Raw genomic sequence first — 16577 nt, 5'->3', positions numbered from 1 at the left:
GCAAAGAAAGTCAGAAACCAGACTGCACGCGCCTTACAACCTTACTGGCGAGATATTCCAGATCTCATCAGCGTACTCCTGAATCGTACGGTCAGACGAGAAGTAGCCCATTCCGGCGATGTTTTTAGCCGCGCGGCGTTGCCACTCATCCGGTTTACGGTAGAGCGCATCCACTTTATCCTGGGTATCCACATAGCTGCGATAATCCGCCAGCAACTGGTAGTGATCGCCGAAGTTGACCAGTGAATCGAACAGATTGCGGTAGCGGCCCGGATCCTGCGGACTGAACAGACCGGAAGCAATCTGGGTCAGCACCTGATGCAGCTCTTCATCCTTTTCGTAATAGTCACGCGGGTTATAGCCCCCTTTACGCAGGGCTTCGACCTGCGGCGTGGTATTACCGAAAATGAAGATGTTCTCTTCACCGACGTGATCCAGCATTTCAACGTTGGCCCCATCCAGCGTACCGATGGTCAGCGCGCCATTCAGCGCAAACTTCATATTACTGGTGCCGGACGCCTCTGTCCCTGCGGTAGAGATCTGCTCAGAGAGATCGGCCGCCGGAATAATGATCTGCGCCAGGCTCACGCTGTAGTTCGGGATGAAGACCACCTTCAGTTTGTTCTTCACCTGCGGATCGTTGTTGATCACATTGGCGACATCGTTGATCAGATGAATGATGTGCTTGGCAACGTAATAGGCCGACGCCGCTTTACCGGCAAAGATATTGACGCGTGGCACCCAATCCGCCTGGGGATCGGCCTTGATACGGTTGTATCGGGTGATCACATGCAGCACGTTGAGCAGCTGGCGTTTGTACTCGTGAATGCGCTTGATCTGCACATCAAACAGCGCGTTCGGGTCGAGCACCACGTCCAGATTCTTCGCCACCCAGTCGGCCAGCCGACGCTTGTTCTGATACTTGGCGACCGCCACTTTTTCAATAAACGCCGGATAGTCGATCTGCGCCTTCAGCTCGCCCAGCTGGCTGAGATCGGTGCGCCAGTTGCGGCCAATCTCCTCATCCAGCACCTCTGACAGCGCCGGGTTCGCCAGCGCCAGCCAGCGGCGCGGCGTAACGCCATTGGTTTTGTTACAGAAGCGACCAGGGAACAGACGGGAGAAATCGGCAAACAGCGACTGTACCATCAGGTTGGAGTGCAGCTCCGAAACGCCGTTTACTTTGTGGCTGACCACCACCGCCAGCCAGCCCATGCGTATCCGGCGGCCATCGTTTTCGTCGATGATCGAAATGCGCGACAGCAGATCCAGGTCATCGGGATAGTGATCCTGAATGGTCTTAAGGAAGAAGTCGTTAATTTCAAAAATAATGCTGAGGTGACGCGGCAGGATCTTGCCGATCATATCGACCGGCCAGGTTTCCAGCGCTTCGGTCATCAACGTATGGTTGGTATAGGAGAAGACCTGACAGCAGACGTCAAAAGCGTTGTCCCAGCTGAATTTATGATCGTCGATCAGCAGGCGCATCAGTTCGGGGATCGCCAGCACCGGATGGGTATCATTCAGGTGAATAGCGATTTTATCCGCCAGGTTGTCCCAGGTCTGATGCATCCGCCAGTGACGATTCAGAATGTCCTGCACCGTCGCGGAGACCAGGAAATATTCCTGACGCAGGCGCAGCTCGCGGCCTGAGTAGGTCGAATCATCCGGATAGAGCACGCGCGACACGTTCTCGGAGTGGTTTTTATCTTCCACCGCCGCAAAGTAGTCGCCCTGGTTGAACTTGCCGAGGTTGATTTCGTTGCTGGCCTGCGCGCCCCACAGCCGTAAGGTGTTGGTAGCGTCGGTGTCAAAGCCCGGAATGATCTGGTCATAGGCCATCGCCAGGATCTCTTCGGTCTCCAGCCAGCGCACTTTCGCGCCTTCGTGCTGGACGCGGCCACCAAAGCGCACTTTGTAACGGGTATTGAAACGCTGGAATTCCCACGGATTACCATATTCAAGCCAGTAATCCGGCGACTCTTTCTGCTCACCTTCCACAATGTTCTGTTTGAACATGCCGTAATCATACCGGATGCCATAGCCACGGCCCGGCATCCCCAGCGTCGCCAGCGAGTCGAGGAAACAGGCCGCCAGGCGACCCAGACCACCGTTGCCCAGCCCCGGATCGTTTTCTTCTTCCATCAGCTCGGCCAGATCCAGACCCATCTCATCCAGCGCCTGGTTGAGATCGTCATAAATCCCCATCGCCAGCAGCGCATTGCCCAGCGTGCGGCCCATCAGGAACTCCATCGACAGGTAATAGACCTGCCGGACATCCTGCGACAGCTGAGCACGGCTGGAACGCAGCCAGCGCTCCACCATCCGGTCACGCACCGCCAGCAGCGAGGCGTTAAGCCACTCATGCTTATTGGCGATAGAGGGATCTTTGCCGATGGTAAACATCAATTTATAGGCAATCGAATGCTTTAAGGCATCAACCGTCAACGTTGGTGAGGCGTAAGTGAAAGGTGCATTCATATCCAGTTTTCCCAATCCGTTACATCAAACGTTGGTAGAGATCACGGTAGGCTTGTGCTGCCACCTGCCAGCTAAAGTCCATCGCCATTGCCTGGCGCTGAACATAGCGCCAGAGCGAAGGACGGGACCACAACACAAACGCGCGCCGGATAGCCCGAAGCAGTGACCAGGCGTTGGCATCTTCAAAACTGAATCCACTGGCGATGCCGTCGGCCAGATTCTCCAGTGAGCTGTCATTCACGGTATCGGCCAGCCCGCCGGTGCGGCGCACTAACGGCAACGTACCATACTTGAGGCCATAAAGTTGTGTCAGACCGCAGGGCTCAAAGCGACTCGGCACCACAATCACGTCCGCGCCGCCGACAATGCGGTGTGAGAACGCTTCGTGATAGCCGATCTGCACGCCGACGCTGCCCGGATGCTCTGCCGCCGCCGCCAGGAAGCCCTGCTGCAGTTCAGCATCGCCCTGGCCCAGCAGCACCAGTTGACCGCCCTGCGCCAGCAAGCCGGGCAGCGCCTCCAGCACCAGGTCCAGCCCTTTCTGTTTGGTCAGACGGCTGATCACGCAGAACACCGGCGCTTTATCATCCACCTTCAGACCCATCGCCACCTGCAGCTGACGTTTGTTCTCCGCTTTCGCTTCCAGCGTGTCGCGGTTATAACGCGCGCTGAGCAGCAGATCGTGCGCCGGATCCCAGATAGAGGGATCAACGCCGTTGAGAATGCCGCTGAGACGGCCTTCACGCATCCGCTGTGCCAGCAGGGTTTCCATGCCGTAAGCATATTCGGCAGAAGTAATTTCATGGGCGTAAGTCGGGCTGACCGCCGTGATATGGTCGGCGTAAAAAAGTCCCGCTTTCAGGAAGGAGATCTGACCGAAAAACTCCAGCCCGTGCATGTTAAAGAACGACCATGGCAGGCCAATCTCTTCCATGTGGTGCGCCATGAACAGCCCCTGATACGCCAGGTTGTGCACGGTGAAGACCGATTTAGCCGGACGACCACGCGCTTCCAGATAGGCGCAGGTCAGGCCTGCGTGCCAGTCATGGGCATGCACAATATCGGGACGCCACATCGCGTCCATGCCGCACGCCAGTTCACAGCCAACCCAGCCCAGCAGCGCAAAGCGCAGATAGTTGTCGACATACGCAAACTGCGATTCGTCATGGTAGGGACTACCCGGACGATCGTAGAGGCCGGGAGCATCAATCAAGTAGATGCCCACACCGTTAAATTCACCAAATAGCAGACGTACATGACCGGCAAATGTTTCTCGCTCTGTCACGACCTGGAGATCAGGTATGCCTTTGCGCAATGCGGGAAAAGCGGGCAGTAGTACCCGCGTATCCGTGCCGCCCGCAATTTGTGCCTGAGGTAATGCCCCGACTACATCAGCCAGTCCGCCCGTTTTTAGCAGCGGGAAAAGTTCCGAACAGACATGTAAAACCTGCATCCTCGACCTCATTAAGTTATCCGACACGCTCCGCGTGCCGATTGCGTAAGTTTCGCTTATCGCTTACAGCCCCGCTTTGGCCAGCCTGGCCAGCATGGCGCGGGTTACCAGTACGATGCCTTCATCCGAACGGTGAAACCGGCGACTGTCTTCATCCGGGTTTTCGCCAATGACCATGCCTTCCGGTAACTCGCAGGCACGATCAATGACGCAGCGACGCAGACGACACGATCGGCCCACTACCACATCAGGCAGCAGTACAGTTGAATCTATATTGCAAAAAGAGTTAACGCGTACCCGCGGGAACAGCACCGAATTGACCACCACTGAACCGGAGATGATGCAGCCCCCCGAGACCAGCGAGTTCATAGTCATCCCGTGACTGCCGGAACGATCCTGAACAAATTTGGCCGGCGGCAGCGGCTCCATGTGGGTACGAATCGGCCAGGTGACGTCATACATATCGAGTTCAGGCATCACCGATGCCAGGTCGAGATTGGCGCGCCAGTAGGCTTCCAGCGTCCCGACGTCGCGCCAGTAAGGCGGCGCATTGTCATCGTTCTGTACGCAGGAGAGCGCAAAGGAGTGCGCATAGCCTTCGCCGCTTGCCACGATTTTCGGCAGGATATCTTTGCCGAAGTCGTGGTTAGAGCCTGGCGTCTGCAGATCCTCTTCCAGCAGTTCATAGAGATAGTCTGCGTTGAAAACGTAGATCCCCATGCTGGCGAGCGCCTGAGTGTCATCACCCGGCATGGTGGGCGGTTTCGCGGGTTTCTCCACGAAGTCGATCACCATATTCTCTTCGTCCACCGCCATCACGCCAAACGCCGTGGCTTCATGCACCGGCACCGGTAAACAGGCGATGGTACATTTCGCCTCGTTGACCACGTGATCCAGCAGCATGCGTGAATAATCCATCTTATAAATGTGGTCCCCGGCAAGGATCACGATGTACTGCGCCTGATAGCGGCGAATCACATCAAGGTTTTGCGTCACGGCATCGGCCGTCCCGCGATACCACTGTTCGGTCGAAAATCGCTGCTGCGCTGGCAGCAAATCGACAAACTCATTCATCTCTTCATTGAAGATCGACCAGCCACGCTGGATGTGCTGAGTCAGGGTATGAGACTGATACTGAGTAATCACGCCAATCCGTCGGATACCGGAGTTGACGCAGTTGGAGAGGGCAAAGTCGATAATGCGGAACTTGCCGCCGAAATGCACCGCCGGTTTGGCACGTTTGGCCGTTAAATCGACCAGGCGCGTGCCGCGTCCGCCGGCGAGGATCAGAGCAACCGTCTGTGTAGGGAGCTGGCGGGCCAGCATCAGGTGATCTGTTCTATCTAACTTAACCATGTCTGACTCCTTATGATTGCTTTTGGAACACGCACACACCGTGTGCGGGACCATGCCAGACAGTTAGCAGGATGGGGTTGTCGTCCCCGGCGAAAGGAGGAAGGGCGCGCCATTCTCCGTCTGGTAACACGATGTCATTCACCGTATCCGTGGCGTTTATTGTTATTAACCAGCGGCCGGACAGCAGGATCTGCAATCTGTGCATCCCCTGTGCCCATTCATCGTGTTGCAGTGGCTGGCCACCGGCATTGAGCCACTGCACATTGCCGTCACCGTCCTGCCACCAGCGATCTGCGGTCAGCGCCGGAATGCGCTGGCGCAGCTCGATCAGTGCAGCGGTGAATCCGACTAATCCCTTCTCATCCGCCTGCCAGTCAAGCCAGCTCAGGGCGTTGTCCTGACAGTAAGCGTTGTTATTGCCACGCTGGGTGTGGCCGCGCTCATCGCCTGCCAGCAGCATCGGCGTGCCCTGTGACAGCAGCAGCGTCGTCAGCAGTGCCCGCACGCTGCGACGGCGACGTTCAATCACGTCGAAGCTGACGTTCAGCCCCTCTTTGCCGTGGTTGTGGCTGTAGTTATCGCCGTGACCATCACGGTTATCTTCCCCGTTCGCTTCGTTGTGTTTACGTTCGAAGCTCACCACATCCCATAGCGTAAAGCCGTCATGGGCGGTGATCAGGTTAACCGTGGCGTGTGGCGACCGGTCATCATGCTGGTAGAGATCGCTGGAGGCGGCAAAGCGGCGGACGAACTCGCCGTTGCTTATGTCGCCGTGCAGCCAGTAACGACGCGCGGTGTCGCGAAACTGATCGTTCCATTCGGCAAACGGCGGCGGAAAACGACCAACCTGATAGCCGTCAGGGCCGATATCCCAGGGTTCAGCAATCAGCTTGACCTGAGAGAGCAGCGGACAGGCGCGTATCGCCTCAAAAAATGGCGCATCACGCTGGTAATCCGGTGTGCGGCCCAGCACTGGCGCGAGGTCAAAGCGGAAGCCGTCGACGTGGCAGACCCGCACCCAGTAGCGCAGCGCCTCTAAAGCCCACGTCATCACCTGAGGATGATGAATATTCAGCGTGTTGCCGCAGCCGGTCCAGTTCTGATAATCGCCCTGCTCATCGAGCCAGTAGTAGCTGGCGTTGTCGATGCCGCGCATGGAGATTGTCGGGCCAATCTCATCGAGTTCAGCGGTGTGGTTGAACACCACATCCAGCAGCACTTCGATACCTGCGGCGTGCAGGTTTTTGACCGCCTGCTGAAACTCCTGCAACGGCGTCACGTCCGGCTGACCGGAGGCGTAACGGGGATCCACCGCCCAGAGCGCAAAGGGGTTATAGCCCCAGTAGTTGCTGAGGCCGAGCTGCAGCAGTCGCGGCTCGCTGGCGAAGTGCGCCACCGGCAGCAGCTCAAGGGTAGTAATCCCCAGACTGCGCAGGTAATTCACCATAACAGGATGACCGAGCGCCGCGTAAGTCCCGCGCAGCGTTTCCGGAATTTCCGGATGCTGCTGCGTCAGGCCGCGCACGTGGGCTTCGTAAATCACCGTGTTACCCCAGGGAATACCCGGTGCGACGTCGTCCTGCCAGTCAAAATCCTCCGCGACGACCCGTGACTTCGGCGCAATCGCCGCGTTGTCATGCGGATCGGGCTGCGCCTCGCCGCCATGAAACAGCGGGTCATCCGGTACATCGCCCTCAACCGCGCGGGCGCAGGGGTCAACCAGCAGCTTCGCCGGATTAAAACGGTGTCCCTGCTGCGGTGCCCAGGGACCATGCACCCGGTAGCCGTAGCGCTGTCCCGGTTTTAACGCCGGAACATAACCATGCCAGATATCCCCGCTGCGGCCAGGCAGGTCAAGACGCTGTTCTGCGCCCTGCTCATCAAACAGGCAGAGCTCTACGCGCCCGGCATGCTGTGAGAACAGGGTGAAGTTAACGCCTTTGCCATCGTAACTGGCACCCAGCGGTTCGGGATCTCCGGCAGTGATGGTCATTCAGCCTCCCGCACCAGCCATACCGTTGCCAGCGGCGGCAGATTGAGACTCAGCGACTGCGGTCGCCCGTGGCTCTCCTGCTCATCGGTATGCACCCGATGGTTGCGCACGTCGCTGCCGTGATACTCATGCTGATCGGTATTCAGCACTTCACGCCAGTAGCCAGGCTGGTTAACGCCAAAGCGATAGCCCGGACGCGGCACCGGCGTAAAGTTACTGACCACGATCACTTCGTTGCCTTCACGGTCACGACGGACAAAGGCGAAGACGGAGTGTTCCGCATCGTTTACCACCAGCCACTCAAAGCCTGCCGGATCGAAGTCGAGCTGATGCAGCGGCGTGTAGTACTGATAGGTGTGGTTGAGATCGCGCACCAGACGGTGAACGCCGTGGTGCCAGTTGTCGTCCCCTTCCAGCAGATGCCAGTCAAGGCTGACGTCGTGGTTCCACTCGCGACCCTGGGCAAATTCGTTGCCCATAAACAGCAGTTTCTTGCCGGGGAAGCCCCACATCCAGCCGTAGTAAGCACGCAGGTTGGCGAACTTCTGCCATGCATCGCCCGGCATACGATCGAGAATCGAGCGCTTACCGTGCACCACTTCGTCATGCGACAGCGGCAGCACAAAGTTTTCGGTGTAGTTGTACATCATGCCGAAGCTCATCAGATCGTGATGGTGCTTACGGTAGATGGGATCGACCTTCATGTAGTCGAGGGTGTCGTGCATCCAGCCCAGATTCCATTTGAACCAGAAGCCCAGCCCGCCGTCTTCGGTGGGACGCGTCACGCCAGGGTAGTCTGTCGACTCTTCGGCCATGGTCACCGAACCGGATGCCACAGTGCCGAGCGTACGGTTGGTGTGACGCAGAAACTCAATCGCTTCCAGGTTTTCACGGCCGCCGTACTGATTCGGCACCCATTCCCCTTCGCTGCGGCTGTAGTCGCGGTAGATCATCGATGCCACCGCATCCACACGCAGGCCATCAATGCCAAAGCGCTCCGTCCAGTAGAGCGCATTGCCCGACAGGTAGTTGCTCACTTCCCGGCGACCAAAGTTGTAGATCAGGGTATTCCAGTCCTGGTGAAAGCCTTCACGCGGGTCGCTGTGCTCATAGAGCTCGGTGCCGTCGTACCTTGCCAGACCGAAATCGTCGCTGGGGAAGTGGCCCGGCACCCAGTCGAGCAGCACGTTGAGGCCCGCCTCATGGGCGGCGTCAATGAAGGCGCGGAACTCGTCACGGGTACCAAAACGTCGGGTCGGCGCATACATGCCCAGCGGCTGATAGCCCCAGCTGCCATCAAAGGGATGTTCGTTGATCGGCAGCAGTTCGATATGGGTAAAGCCCATCTCTTTGACGTAGGGCACCAGCTGTTCAGCCAGCTCTTTGTAGCTCAGCCAGAAGTTGTTGTCGGTGTGACGACGCCAGGAGCCCAGATGCACTTCATAGATGGAGATCGGCGCGTCAAAGGCGTTGGCCGCCTTGCGCTCCGCTTTCATCTCAACAGGCTCTGGCAGACCACAGATCATCGACGCAGTTTGCGGACGCATCTGCGCCTCAAAGGCGTACGGGTCCGCTTTGATGCGCAGTTCGCCATTGGCGTCGATGATTTCATACTTGTAGAGCTGGCCGTTGACCGCGCCCGGTACAAACAGCTCCCAGATGCCCAGCTCCTGACGCAGACGCATCGGATGACGGCGGCCATCCCAGAAGTTGAAATCGCCAACCACTGACACGCGACGGGCGTTGGGTGCCCATACGCAGAAGCGGGTGCCGAAGACGCCATCGATGACGTCACCGTGCGCGCCCAGCGTCTCATAAGGGCGCAGGTGCGTCCCTTCTGCCAGCAGCCACAGATCCATCTCCTGCAGCAGCGGACCAAAGCGATAGGCATCGTCTACCAGGTTTTGCTGGCCGTGCCAGTTCACCGCCAGCTGATAGCGGAACGGGTTTTTGCGGCGTGGAATAACGCCACTGAAGAAGCCACGTGCATCTTCACACACCAGCTGAGCCAGTTTGCGCCCGGTGGAGGTTTCAATGACCCACACTTCAAGCGCTTCGGGGAGCAATGCCCTGACTTCAAGGCCTTGCTGAGTTCGGTGCATCCCTAGTAACGAAAAAGGGTCGGCATAATTACCCGCAAACAGGGCATTGATCGCATCGCGATCGGGAAGCTCTGACATGACTTTCTTCCTGTGATAATTGGCAGCCGAAATGAACGCGACACAGCCTGTCGCGGTTCACCTGCGCTGCTCTTCATTGAGCCATACGTACAACGACAAAGAAGTCAGGCCATTCCGTGGGAAAAGTGTTTTTGCCGTGTACCACAACCATTTAATCCGGAAAGCACAAGAGTTACCTGTGGCACATCATGGTTAAATCATAGCTTGGTCACGGCACTTGCCATGGACTAAAGCAAAATAATCTTTACCGACCGGCAAAAAAGGGAAGTTGATCACTGAGTAAGCGAAACGGCAGATTGTTTCGTGTACGACAAAAACAAAAAAGGCCGGATAAATCCGGCCTTTGGCGATGTTTTCTGTTTAGCTGGTTAACAACCGCAGCATGCGACGTAGCGGTTCGGCTGCGCCCCATAACAGCTGGTCGCCCACCGTGAAGGCGGAGAGATATTCCGGCCCCATATTCAGTTTACGCAACCGGCCAACCGGCGTGGTCAGCGTACCGGTGACAGCGGCAGGCGTCAGTTCACGCATCGTCAGTTCGCGGTCATTCGGCACCACTTTGACCCACTCATTGTGAGAGGCCAGCAGCTGCTCAATTTCAGCCAGCGGCAGGTCGCGTTTCAGCTTCAGCGTAAAGGCCTGGCTGTGGCAGCGCAGTGCCCCGACGCGCACGCACAATCCATCAACGGGGATGACGTTACGGGTGGCGAGGATCTTGTTGGTCTCAGCCTGGCCTTTCCACTCTTCGCGGCTCTGACCGTTTTCCAGCTGTTTGTCGATCCACGGAATCAGGCTGCCCGCCAGCGGCACGCCGAAGTTATCGGTCGGCAGGGTACCGGAACGGGTGAAGTCGGTCACGCTACGCTCGATGTCGAGGATGGCGGAGGCCGGGTTCTGCAGCGCAGGCGCAACGTGATCGTGCAGCATGCCCATCTGGGTCAGCAGTTCACGCATGTGGCGCGCGCCGCCGCCAGAGGCCGCCTGATAGGTGGCAACCGAAGCCCACTCCACCAGGTCCTGAGCAAACAGGCCGCCCAGCGACATCAGCATCAGGCTGACGGTACAGTTACCGCCGACAAAGGTTTTGATCCCACTGTCGATGCCCTGGCGAATCACCGCATGGTTGACCGGATCGAGGATGATGATGGCATCATCTTTCATGCGAAGCGTGGAGGCCGCATCAATCCAGTATCCCTGCCAGCCGCTGGCGCGCAGCTTTGGATAGACGTCACTGGTGTAGTCGCCACCCTGGCAGGTAATAATGATATCCAGCGCCCGCAGCGCCTCAATATCAAACGCATCCTGCAGTGTGCCCTGCTGTTTGCCCGCAAATGCGGGTGCCGCCTGACCATGCTGCGACGTCGAGAAGAAGACCGGATTGATTGCATCAAAATCACGCTCTTCACTCATGCGGGACATCAGCACGGAGCCGACCATACCGCGCCAACCAACAAAACCTACATTCTTCATGTCGTGTCCGTCTAAGGCAGTTACACCTGCTTTTCATTTCAGAGGAGAGAGCGGCGTGCTATTTTCACGCCGCTCTGCGTAATAATAAGATTTACCTGTGTCCCTTCACTCTACAAAATGCAGGCCGGGTAGCAAGTGAATTAATTCGATTACGCTAACTTTTTCAGCAGCGTAACTAATAACTCCGCTTTTTCGTGAACAACATGGCGTAAAACCGATGACTGAAATGATTTCAGCGACAATATTATTGTTGTTAATTATGGATCCGCTGGGCAATCTGCCGATTTTTATGTCGGTTTTAAAGCATCTGGAGCCGAAACGGCGGCGAGTGGTGCTGATCCGTGAAATGTTGATTGCCCTGATCATCATGCTGCTGTTCCTGTTTACCGGTGAACGCATCCTGGCATTTTTGAATCTGCGTACTGAAACGGTGTCGATTTCCGGCGGGATAATCCTGTTTCTTATCGCCATTAAAATGATTTTCCCGTCGGCGGAAAGCAGCAGTTCTGGTTTACCGGCGGGTGAAGAGCCCTTCCTGGTGCCGCTGGCGATCCCACTGGTAGCCGGGCCATCGCTGCTGGCGACGCTGATGCTGCTGTCGCATCAATATCCGCATCAGATGTCGCACCTGGTCGGCGCGCTGCTGATCGCCTGGGGCGTGACGGTGGGTATTCTGCTGATGTCAGGTCTGTTCCTGCGTCTGCTGGGTGATAAAGGCGTGAATGCGCTGGAGCGGCTGATGGGATTAATACTGATTATGCTGGCCACACAGATGTTCCTGGACGGCATTCGGGCTTATCTGAAGCTGTAGGAGAGTGTCTGCGCTTCCCATGAAGCCAGGGAAGCGCAGAACCGACATGATTAAGAGAGTAGTGTGAAGGCGATCATTCCGACCACCGCACCAACGGTACCGAGAATGGTTTCCATCAGTGTCCAGGTCTTCAGCGTTTCCGCTTCGCTGGCCCCGGTGAAGCGACCAAACAGCCAGAAACCGGCATCGTTCACATGGCTGATAATTATTGAGCCACCGCCGATGCAGATCGACAGCGCCGCCAACTGAGCGCCGCTGTAGTGCAGCGGTTCAATCACCGGCATGATTAAGCCTACCGTGGTCAGACAGGCGACCGTTGCCGATCCCTGAATCACCCGCACCGCACCTGACAGGATAAAGCAGGCCAGCGCAATCGGCAGTCCTGCGCCGGTCAGCGCATTGCCCAGCACCGGACCCACGCCGGAGTCTACCAGCACCTGCTTAAACACGCCGCCCGCGCCAATCACCAGCAGGATAATACCGGCCGGTTGCAGCGCGCTGCCGCACACCTGCATTACCCGCTCTTTATCCATACCCTGACGGTAAGCCAGGCCATAAATCGCCACCAGCAGCGCCAGCAGGATTGCGGTGAAAGGATGGCCGATAAATTCCAGCCACTCATACAGGGTGGTGCCTTCGGTCGTGAAGCGTGCGCCGATGGTTTTCAGGCCAACCAGCACCAGCGGAAACAGAATCAGTGAGAGGCTGAAGCCAAACGACGGCAGCTTGCTCTCATCGACATCCGGTTGATGATCTTCCGGCGGCGCGCTGAACGAGACGTGGTTGCCAATGAAGTTGCCAAACAGTGGCCCGGCAATCAGCATGCCCGGGATCGCCGCACAGAGACCCAGCAGGATCATCCAGCCAAAGTCTGCGTGCATCTGCGAGGCCAGCAGCATCGGGGCCGGTCCGGGCAGCAGAAACGCCGCCGCTGCGGCCACACCGGCAAACAGCGGGATCACCAGCTTCACCAGATTGCCGCCGGTACGCCGTGCCACCGCAAAAGCGATGCTGATCAACAGCACGACTGCCACCTCAAAAAAGAGCGGCAGCGCGCAGATCAGACCGGCAATGCCCATCGCATAATGGGCACGGCTCTGACCAAAGGTTTTCAGCATCCGGATGGCGATCTGATCAACTGCGCCGGTTTCATGCAGGATTTTGCCGAACATCGCGCCCAGCGCGACCACAATCGCGAGGAAGCCGAGCGTGCCGCCCATCCCCTTCTGCATGGTTTCAGCGATTTGATTCAGTGGCATGCCGGAGAACAGCCCGGCACCGATGGACACTAACATCAATGCGACGAAGGCGTGCATACGGGCCTTCATCACCAGGAAAAGCAGCAGCAGCACGGAGCCTGCTGCGGTTAAAACGAGTGTTGCGGTATTCATCTCTAACCCTGGCTGATAGCGTCCTGGATAGTCGCAACCGTAGCTGCCACCACATCGTCCAGTGAATGCGCGATATCCACCACCAGTACATCCGGCTCGTCCCGCCCTGGCTCTTCCAGCGTCGCAAACTGCGTCACCAGCATCTGCGGCTTGAAGAAGTGGCCTTTACGCGCTTTCAGCCGGGCTTCGATGGTGTCGAAGTCGCCCTTCAGGTAGACGAAACGCAGATTGTCATTTCCCTGACGCAGGATGTCGCGATAACTTTTCTTCAGTGCTGAACAGACAATGATGGAAATCGCCTGGGTGCGCTGCATGGCAAACGCGGCGTCGTTCAGTGCCTGTAACCACGGCTGGCGATCGTTGTCATCCAGCGGATGACCATCGGCCATCTTCAGGATGTTGGCGCGTGGGTGGAGAAAATCACCGTCAAGAAAGGCTGTATTCAGCTGGTGAGAGACCTGATTGGCGACGGCAGACTTTCCGCTGCCTGAAACGCCCATCAGGATAAAAACGTGATGCGACGGGGATTGCGTTGTCATTTTTCTGCTCCGGCAGGTGAGAATTTGCCAATGTTACCGATAACAATATCGTTTCTCATTCTCCTGGCCGCTTAACAGCCTGGCAACCTTTTTACCAGGAAATGCATGAAAGTGTGAGCTGACTCATAAAAACGCCACAATCAGATGCTGCCACCTTCACTGATCTCAAAACCGACATCCAGCGGCTGGCAGGTGCTGGTTTCTCCGGCAATGCGCGCCAGCAGCAGCGCCGCGGCTTCGCGCCCCATGCGGTCGCGTGGCGTCAGCACTGTTGCCAGTTGTGGCGTGACAACCTGACTGATGTCATGGCCGTGGAAACCGGCTATCGCCATCTGAGAGGGCACCTGCAATCCCTGGCGCTGGCACTCAAACATCGCGCCGACCGCCAGATCGTCATTGGTACAGAACAGGCTATCTGTTTCGGGGTAAAGGCGCTGCGCCTCACGCAGCAGATCACAACCAGCGCTGAATGAAGAGGCATCTTCCATCATCACACTGCGTGGCGTCAGCCCCGCTTCGCGCATCGCGATTTCGTAACCGCGCTGCTTCTGCAGCGTACGTTCATCCAGGCGTGCGCCGAGGTAGACGGTATGACGATGACCTTTGCTGAGGATCGCCTGCGTCATCTGCCGGGCCGCTTCAACGTTATCAAAGCCTACCGCCATATCCAGGCAGGGCGTGACGCTGTCCATCACCTCAATCACCGGGATACCGGCCACTTCCAGCATGCGCAGCGTGCCTGGTGTATGGGTGCGTTCGGTGAGGATAACCCCATCAATGTTCCAGCCCAGCAGCGAGCGCAGTTGCAGCTCCTCTTTTTGCGGGTTGTAACCAAAGTGGGCGACCAGCGTCTGATAGTTGGCTTCGTCGGTGACGGCTTCGATGCCGCGCAATACGTCAGCAAAAACCTGGTTTGTGAGTGACGGCAGCAGTACGCCAATGGCGCGGCTGGTGGCGTTAGAAAGCATATCGGGGGCGCGATTGGGGATATAACCCAGCTCATCCAGTGCCACCGCAATCTTATCCCGCAGGGCAACGGAGACCTGCTCTGGATTACGCAGGTAACGGCTGACGGTCATTTTAGTAATGCCGACGCGATCGGCAACGTCCTGTAATACCGGTCTTTTCTTCTTCATCGTAGCGCCTGGGATCGCCCTTAAAGCTAAAGTACGATGAGTCTATCACTTTTCTGTCACAAAATTGCCAACCGGGCGCGACGATGCGCGCCCGTTATCTGCTTAGACCGGTGGCAGATCAAACAGCAGGACTTCTGCAGCCGAGCTGGCTTCAATGGTCAGCGCGCTTTCGTCCCAGATAGCCAGAGCATCGCTGGTGGTGATCGCGTTGCCGTTAACGGTAACATCACCTTTCACCACCTGAATCCAGATACGACGTCCCGCATCAATCGCGACATTGTCCTGTTCGCCGGCAGCCATTACCCAGCGCGATAAGGTCATGTCCTGAAAGACTTTCAGCGATCCTTCACGGGCATCCGGGCTTAACACCAGCTGACGTCCCTGCACATCCGGGAAGCGGCGCTGCTCGTAGCGTGGTTCGATACCGGTACGCTCAGGAATGATCCAGATCTGATAAAGGTGCAGCGGCTCGCTTTCGCTGGCGTTGTACTCAGAGTGACGTACGCCGGTGCCGGCGCTCATAATCTGAAACTCCCCTGCCGGGATCTGCTCTTTGTTGCCCATGCTGTCCTGATGCTCAACCGTACCGGAGAGCACGTAGGTCAGGATTTCCATATCTTTGTGAGGATGGGTACCAAACCCCTGGCCGCCATCAATCACATCTTCATTGATGACCCGCAGCGCGGAGAAACCCATAAAGTTCGCATCGTGATAGCTGGCGAAAGAGAAAGTGTGCCAGCTATCCAGCCAGCCATGGTTTGCGTGACCGCGTTCTTCAGCTTTGCGTACATAAATCATGTTCAAATCTCCTCAATGTTTTTTATAGTCTGTCCCTGAGGGGGTCTGATTGATAGCTGAAAAACTTCACGCCTCTGTTCAAAATAGTTGAATGAGCATTGAGCAGTGACTGAAAAGCACTGAAGAAGGGCAGGCAAAAAAAAAGCCAGCGGATAAGCTGGCTAAATAATACTGGAAGCAATGTGAGCAATGTCGTGCTTTCTCAGGCTGTCGGGCGACCTCCCGAGAACGCATGACAATAATAATCATTATCATTCGCGTCTGTAAAGTCATTTTCACTTTTTTTACCCTGATCAATGCGGTGAATACCTTGATGTTTAAAGGGTTTTAATGGGCTAAAGGAGAAACCATGAGTGAAATAGTTGTCCGCCACGTCACGCCTGAAGATGCTGCTGCACTGCACAGGATCTACGGTCAGCCAGATACCCAGGCCAGCACACTCCATTTGCCCCACTCATCACTCCAGATGTGGCATACCCGTCTCGCGACGCCTCAGCCCCATGCGCATCTGCTGGTGGCCTGTATCGATGATGTCGTCGTCGGTCAGTGTGCGCTGCATGTGGAAGAGCGCGCCAGACGCCGTCATGTCGCCTCACTGGGTATGGGCGTGGATGAACGCTATCGTCAGCGTGGCGTCGGAACCGCACTCATGCGTGAAATGGTCGCGTTGTGCGACAACTGGCTACAGGTGAGCCGAATGGAACTGACAGTATTCGTCGATAATGGCCCGGCTATCGCCCTTTATCAGCGTTTCGGTTTTGAGATTGAGGGAACGGCTAAAGGCTTCGCAATGCGGCACGGTGAACTGATCGACGCGCATTATATGGCGCGGGTTAAAGCCTGACGTGTGGAAGCAGAAAGAGCAGCGAAGGCGCCCTTTCTGCTGATAAACCCTGACAAGGTTCGCTGTCAGTTAGCGCCTGCGCAGGAAACAGGGTCAGATCGGAAAGACGCAAAAGCCGTCATCCA

Annotated in this window: 12 protein-coding genes; 2 read left to right on the top strand and 10 right to left on the bottom strand. The window is 56.9% G+C overall.

The annotated features are described in order from the left end of the window. Positions 1-33: 33 nt before the first annotated feature. From glgP to asd, 6 genes are all read right to left on the bottom strand, one after another. Positions 34-2481, bottom strand: a complete 2448-nt coding sequence (gene glgP / locus PAG01S_RS19240) for a glycogen phosphorylase (RefSeq protein WP_010253240.1) — start codon at positions 2479-2481, stop codon at positions 34-36. A 19-nt stretch (positions 2482-2500) separates the two neighbouring features. Then, the gene (gene glgA / locus PAG01S_RS19235) at positions 2501-3934 is read right to left on the bottom strand and encodes a glycogen synthase GlgA (protein ID WP_010253243.1); all 1434 of its coding nucleotides are present in this window, start codon (positions 3932-3934) and stop codon (positions 2501-2503) included. Positions 3935-3997: 63 nt separating this feature from the next. Then, complete coding sequence (gene glgC / locus PAG01S_RS19230) at positions 3998-5290, bottom strand: glucose-1-phosphate adenylyltransferase (RefSeq protein WP_010253246.1); 1293 nt, start codon at positions 5288-5290, stop codon at positions 3998-4000. A 10-nt stretch (positions 5291-5300) separates the two neighbouring features. Next, entirely contained in the window at positions 5301-7283 is a 1983-nt protein-coding gene (glgX, locus tag PAG01S_RS19225; RefSeq protein ID WP_050680528.1) for a glycogen debranching protein GlgX, read from the bottom strand. Then, positions 7280-9463, bottom strand: a complete 2184-nt coding sequence (glgB, locus tag PAG01S_RS19220; protein ID WP_010253252.1) for a 1,4-alpha-glucan branching enzyme — start codon at positions 9461-9463, stop codon at positions 7280-7282. The genes glgX and glgB overlap by 4 nt, the downstream gene beginning before the upstream one ends. A gap of 360 nt (positions 9464-9823) precedes the next feature. Beyond that, a complete protein-coding gene (asd, locus tag PAG01S_RS19215) occupies positions 9824-10933 on the bottom strand; it encodes an aspartate-semialdehyde dehydrogenase (RefSeq protein WP_010671542.1) in 1110 nt (369 codons plus the stop codon). Between the two features lie 217 nt (positions 10934-11150). On the opposite strand from asd, the gene PAG01S_RS19210 reads away from it, so the two are divergent. Then, positions 11151-11744 (top strand): YhgN family NAAT transporter, encoded by a 594-nt coding sequence (locus PAG01S_RS19210; RefSeq protein WP_003853054.1) that lies wholly within the window; start codon positions 11151-11153, stop codon positions 11742-11744. A 50-nt stretch (positions 11745-11794) separates the two neighbouring features. Here the strand turns inward: PAG01S_RS19210 and gntU are convergent, their stop codons facing one another. The 4 genes from gntU to PAG01S_RS19190 all read right to left on the bottom strand — a co-directional run bounded on the left by gntU (position 11795) and on the right by PAG01S_RS19190 (position 15608). Then, the gene (gene gntU, locus PAG01S_RS19205) at positions 11795-13135 is read right to left on the bottom strand and encodes a gluconate transporter (protein ID WP_010253270.1); all 1341 of its coding nucleotides are present in this window, start codon (positions 13133-13135) and stop codon (positions 11795-11797) included. A gap of 2 nt (positions 13136-13137) precedes the next feature. After that, positions 13138-13674: a gluconokinase gene (gntK, locus tag PAG01S_RS19200; protein ID WP_022624019.1), complete on the bottom strand. Its 537-nt coding sequence runs from the start codon at positions 13672-13674 to the stop codon at positions 13138-13140. A gap of 140 nt (positions 13675-13814) precedes the next feature. Further along, on the bottom strand, positions 13815-14810 hold the full coding sequence (gene gntR / locus PAG01S_RS19195) for a gluconate operon transcriptional repressor GntR (protein WP_010253274.1): 996 nt from the start codon (positions 14808-14810) through the stop codon (positions 13815-13817). Positions 14811-14912: 102 nt separating this feature from the next. Further along, on the bottom strand, positions 14913-15608 hold the full coding sequence (locus tag PAG01S_RS19190; RefSeq protein ID WP_062759592.1) for a pirin family protein: 696 nt from the start codon (positions 15606-15608) through the stop codon (positions 14913-14915). Between the two features lie 349 nt (positions 15609-15957). Between PAG01S_RS19190 and PAG01S_RS19185 the strand changes: the two genes are divergently transcribed. Then, positions 15958-16452, top strand: coding sequence for a GNAT family N-acetyltransferase (locus PAG01S_RS19185; protein ID WP_033768045.1), 495 nt, complete (start codon positions 15958-15960; stop codon positions 16450-16452). Positions 16453-16577: the final 125 nt, after the last annotated feature.

Origin of the sequence: Pantoea agglomerans NBRC 102470 (assembly GCF_001598475.1) — a bacterium.
GTDB lineage: Bacteria > Pseudomonadota > Gammaproteobacteria > Enterobacterales > Enterobacteriaceae > Pantoea > Pantoea agglomerans.
Note: the sequence above shows the minus strand (reverse complement) of the source record. Positions and strands in the feature narration are given on the sequence as shown.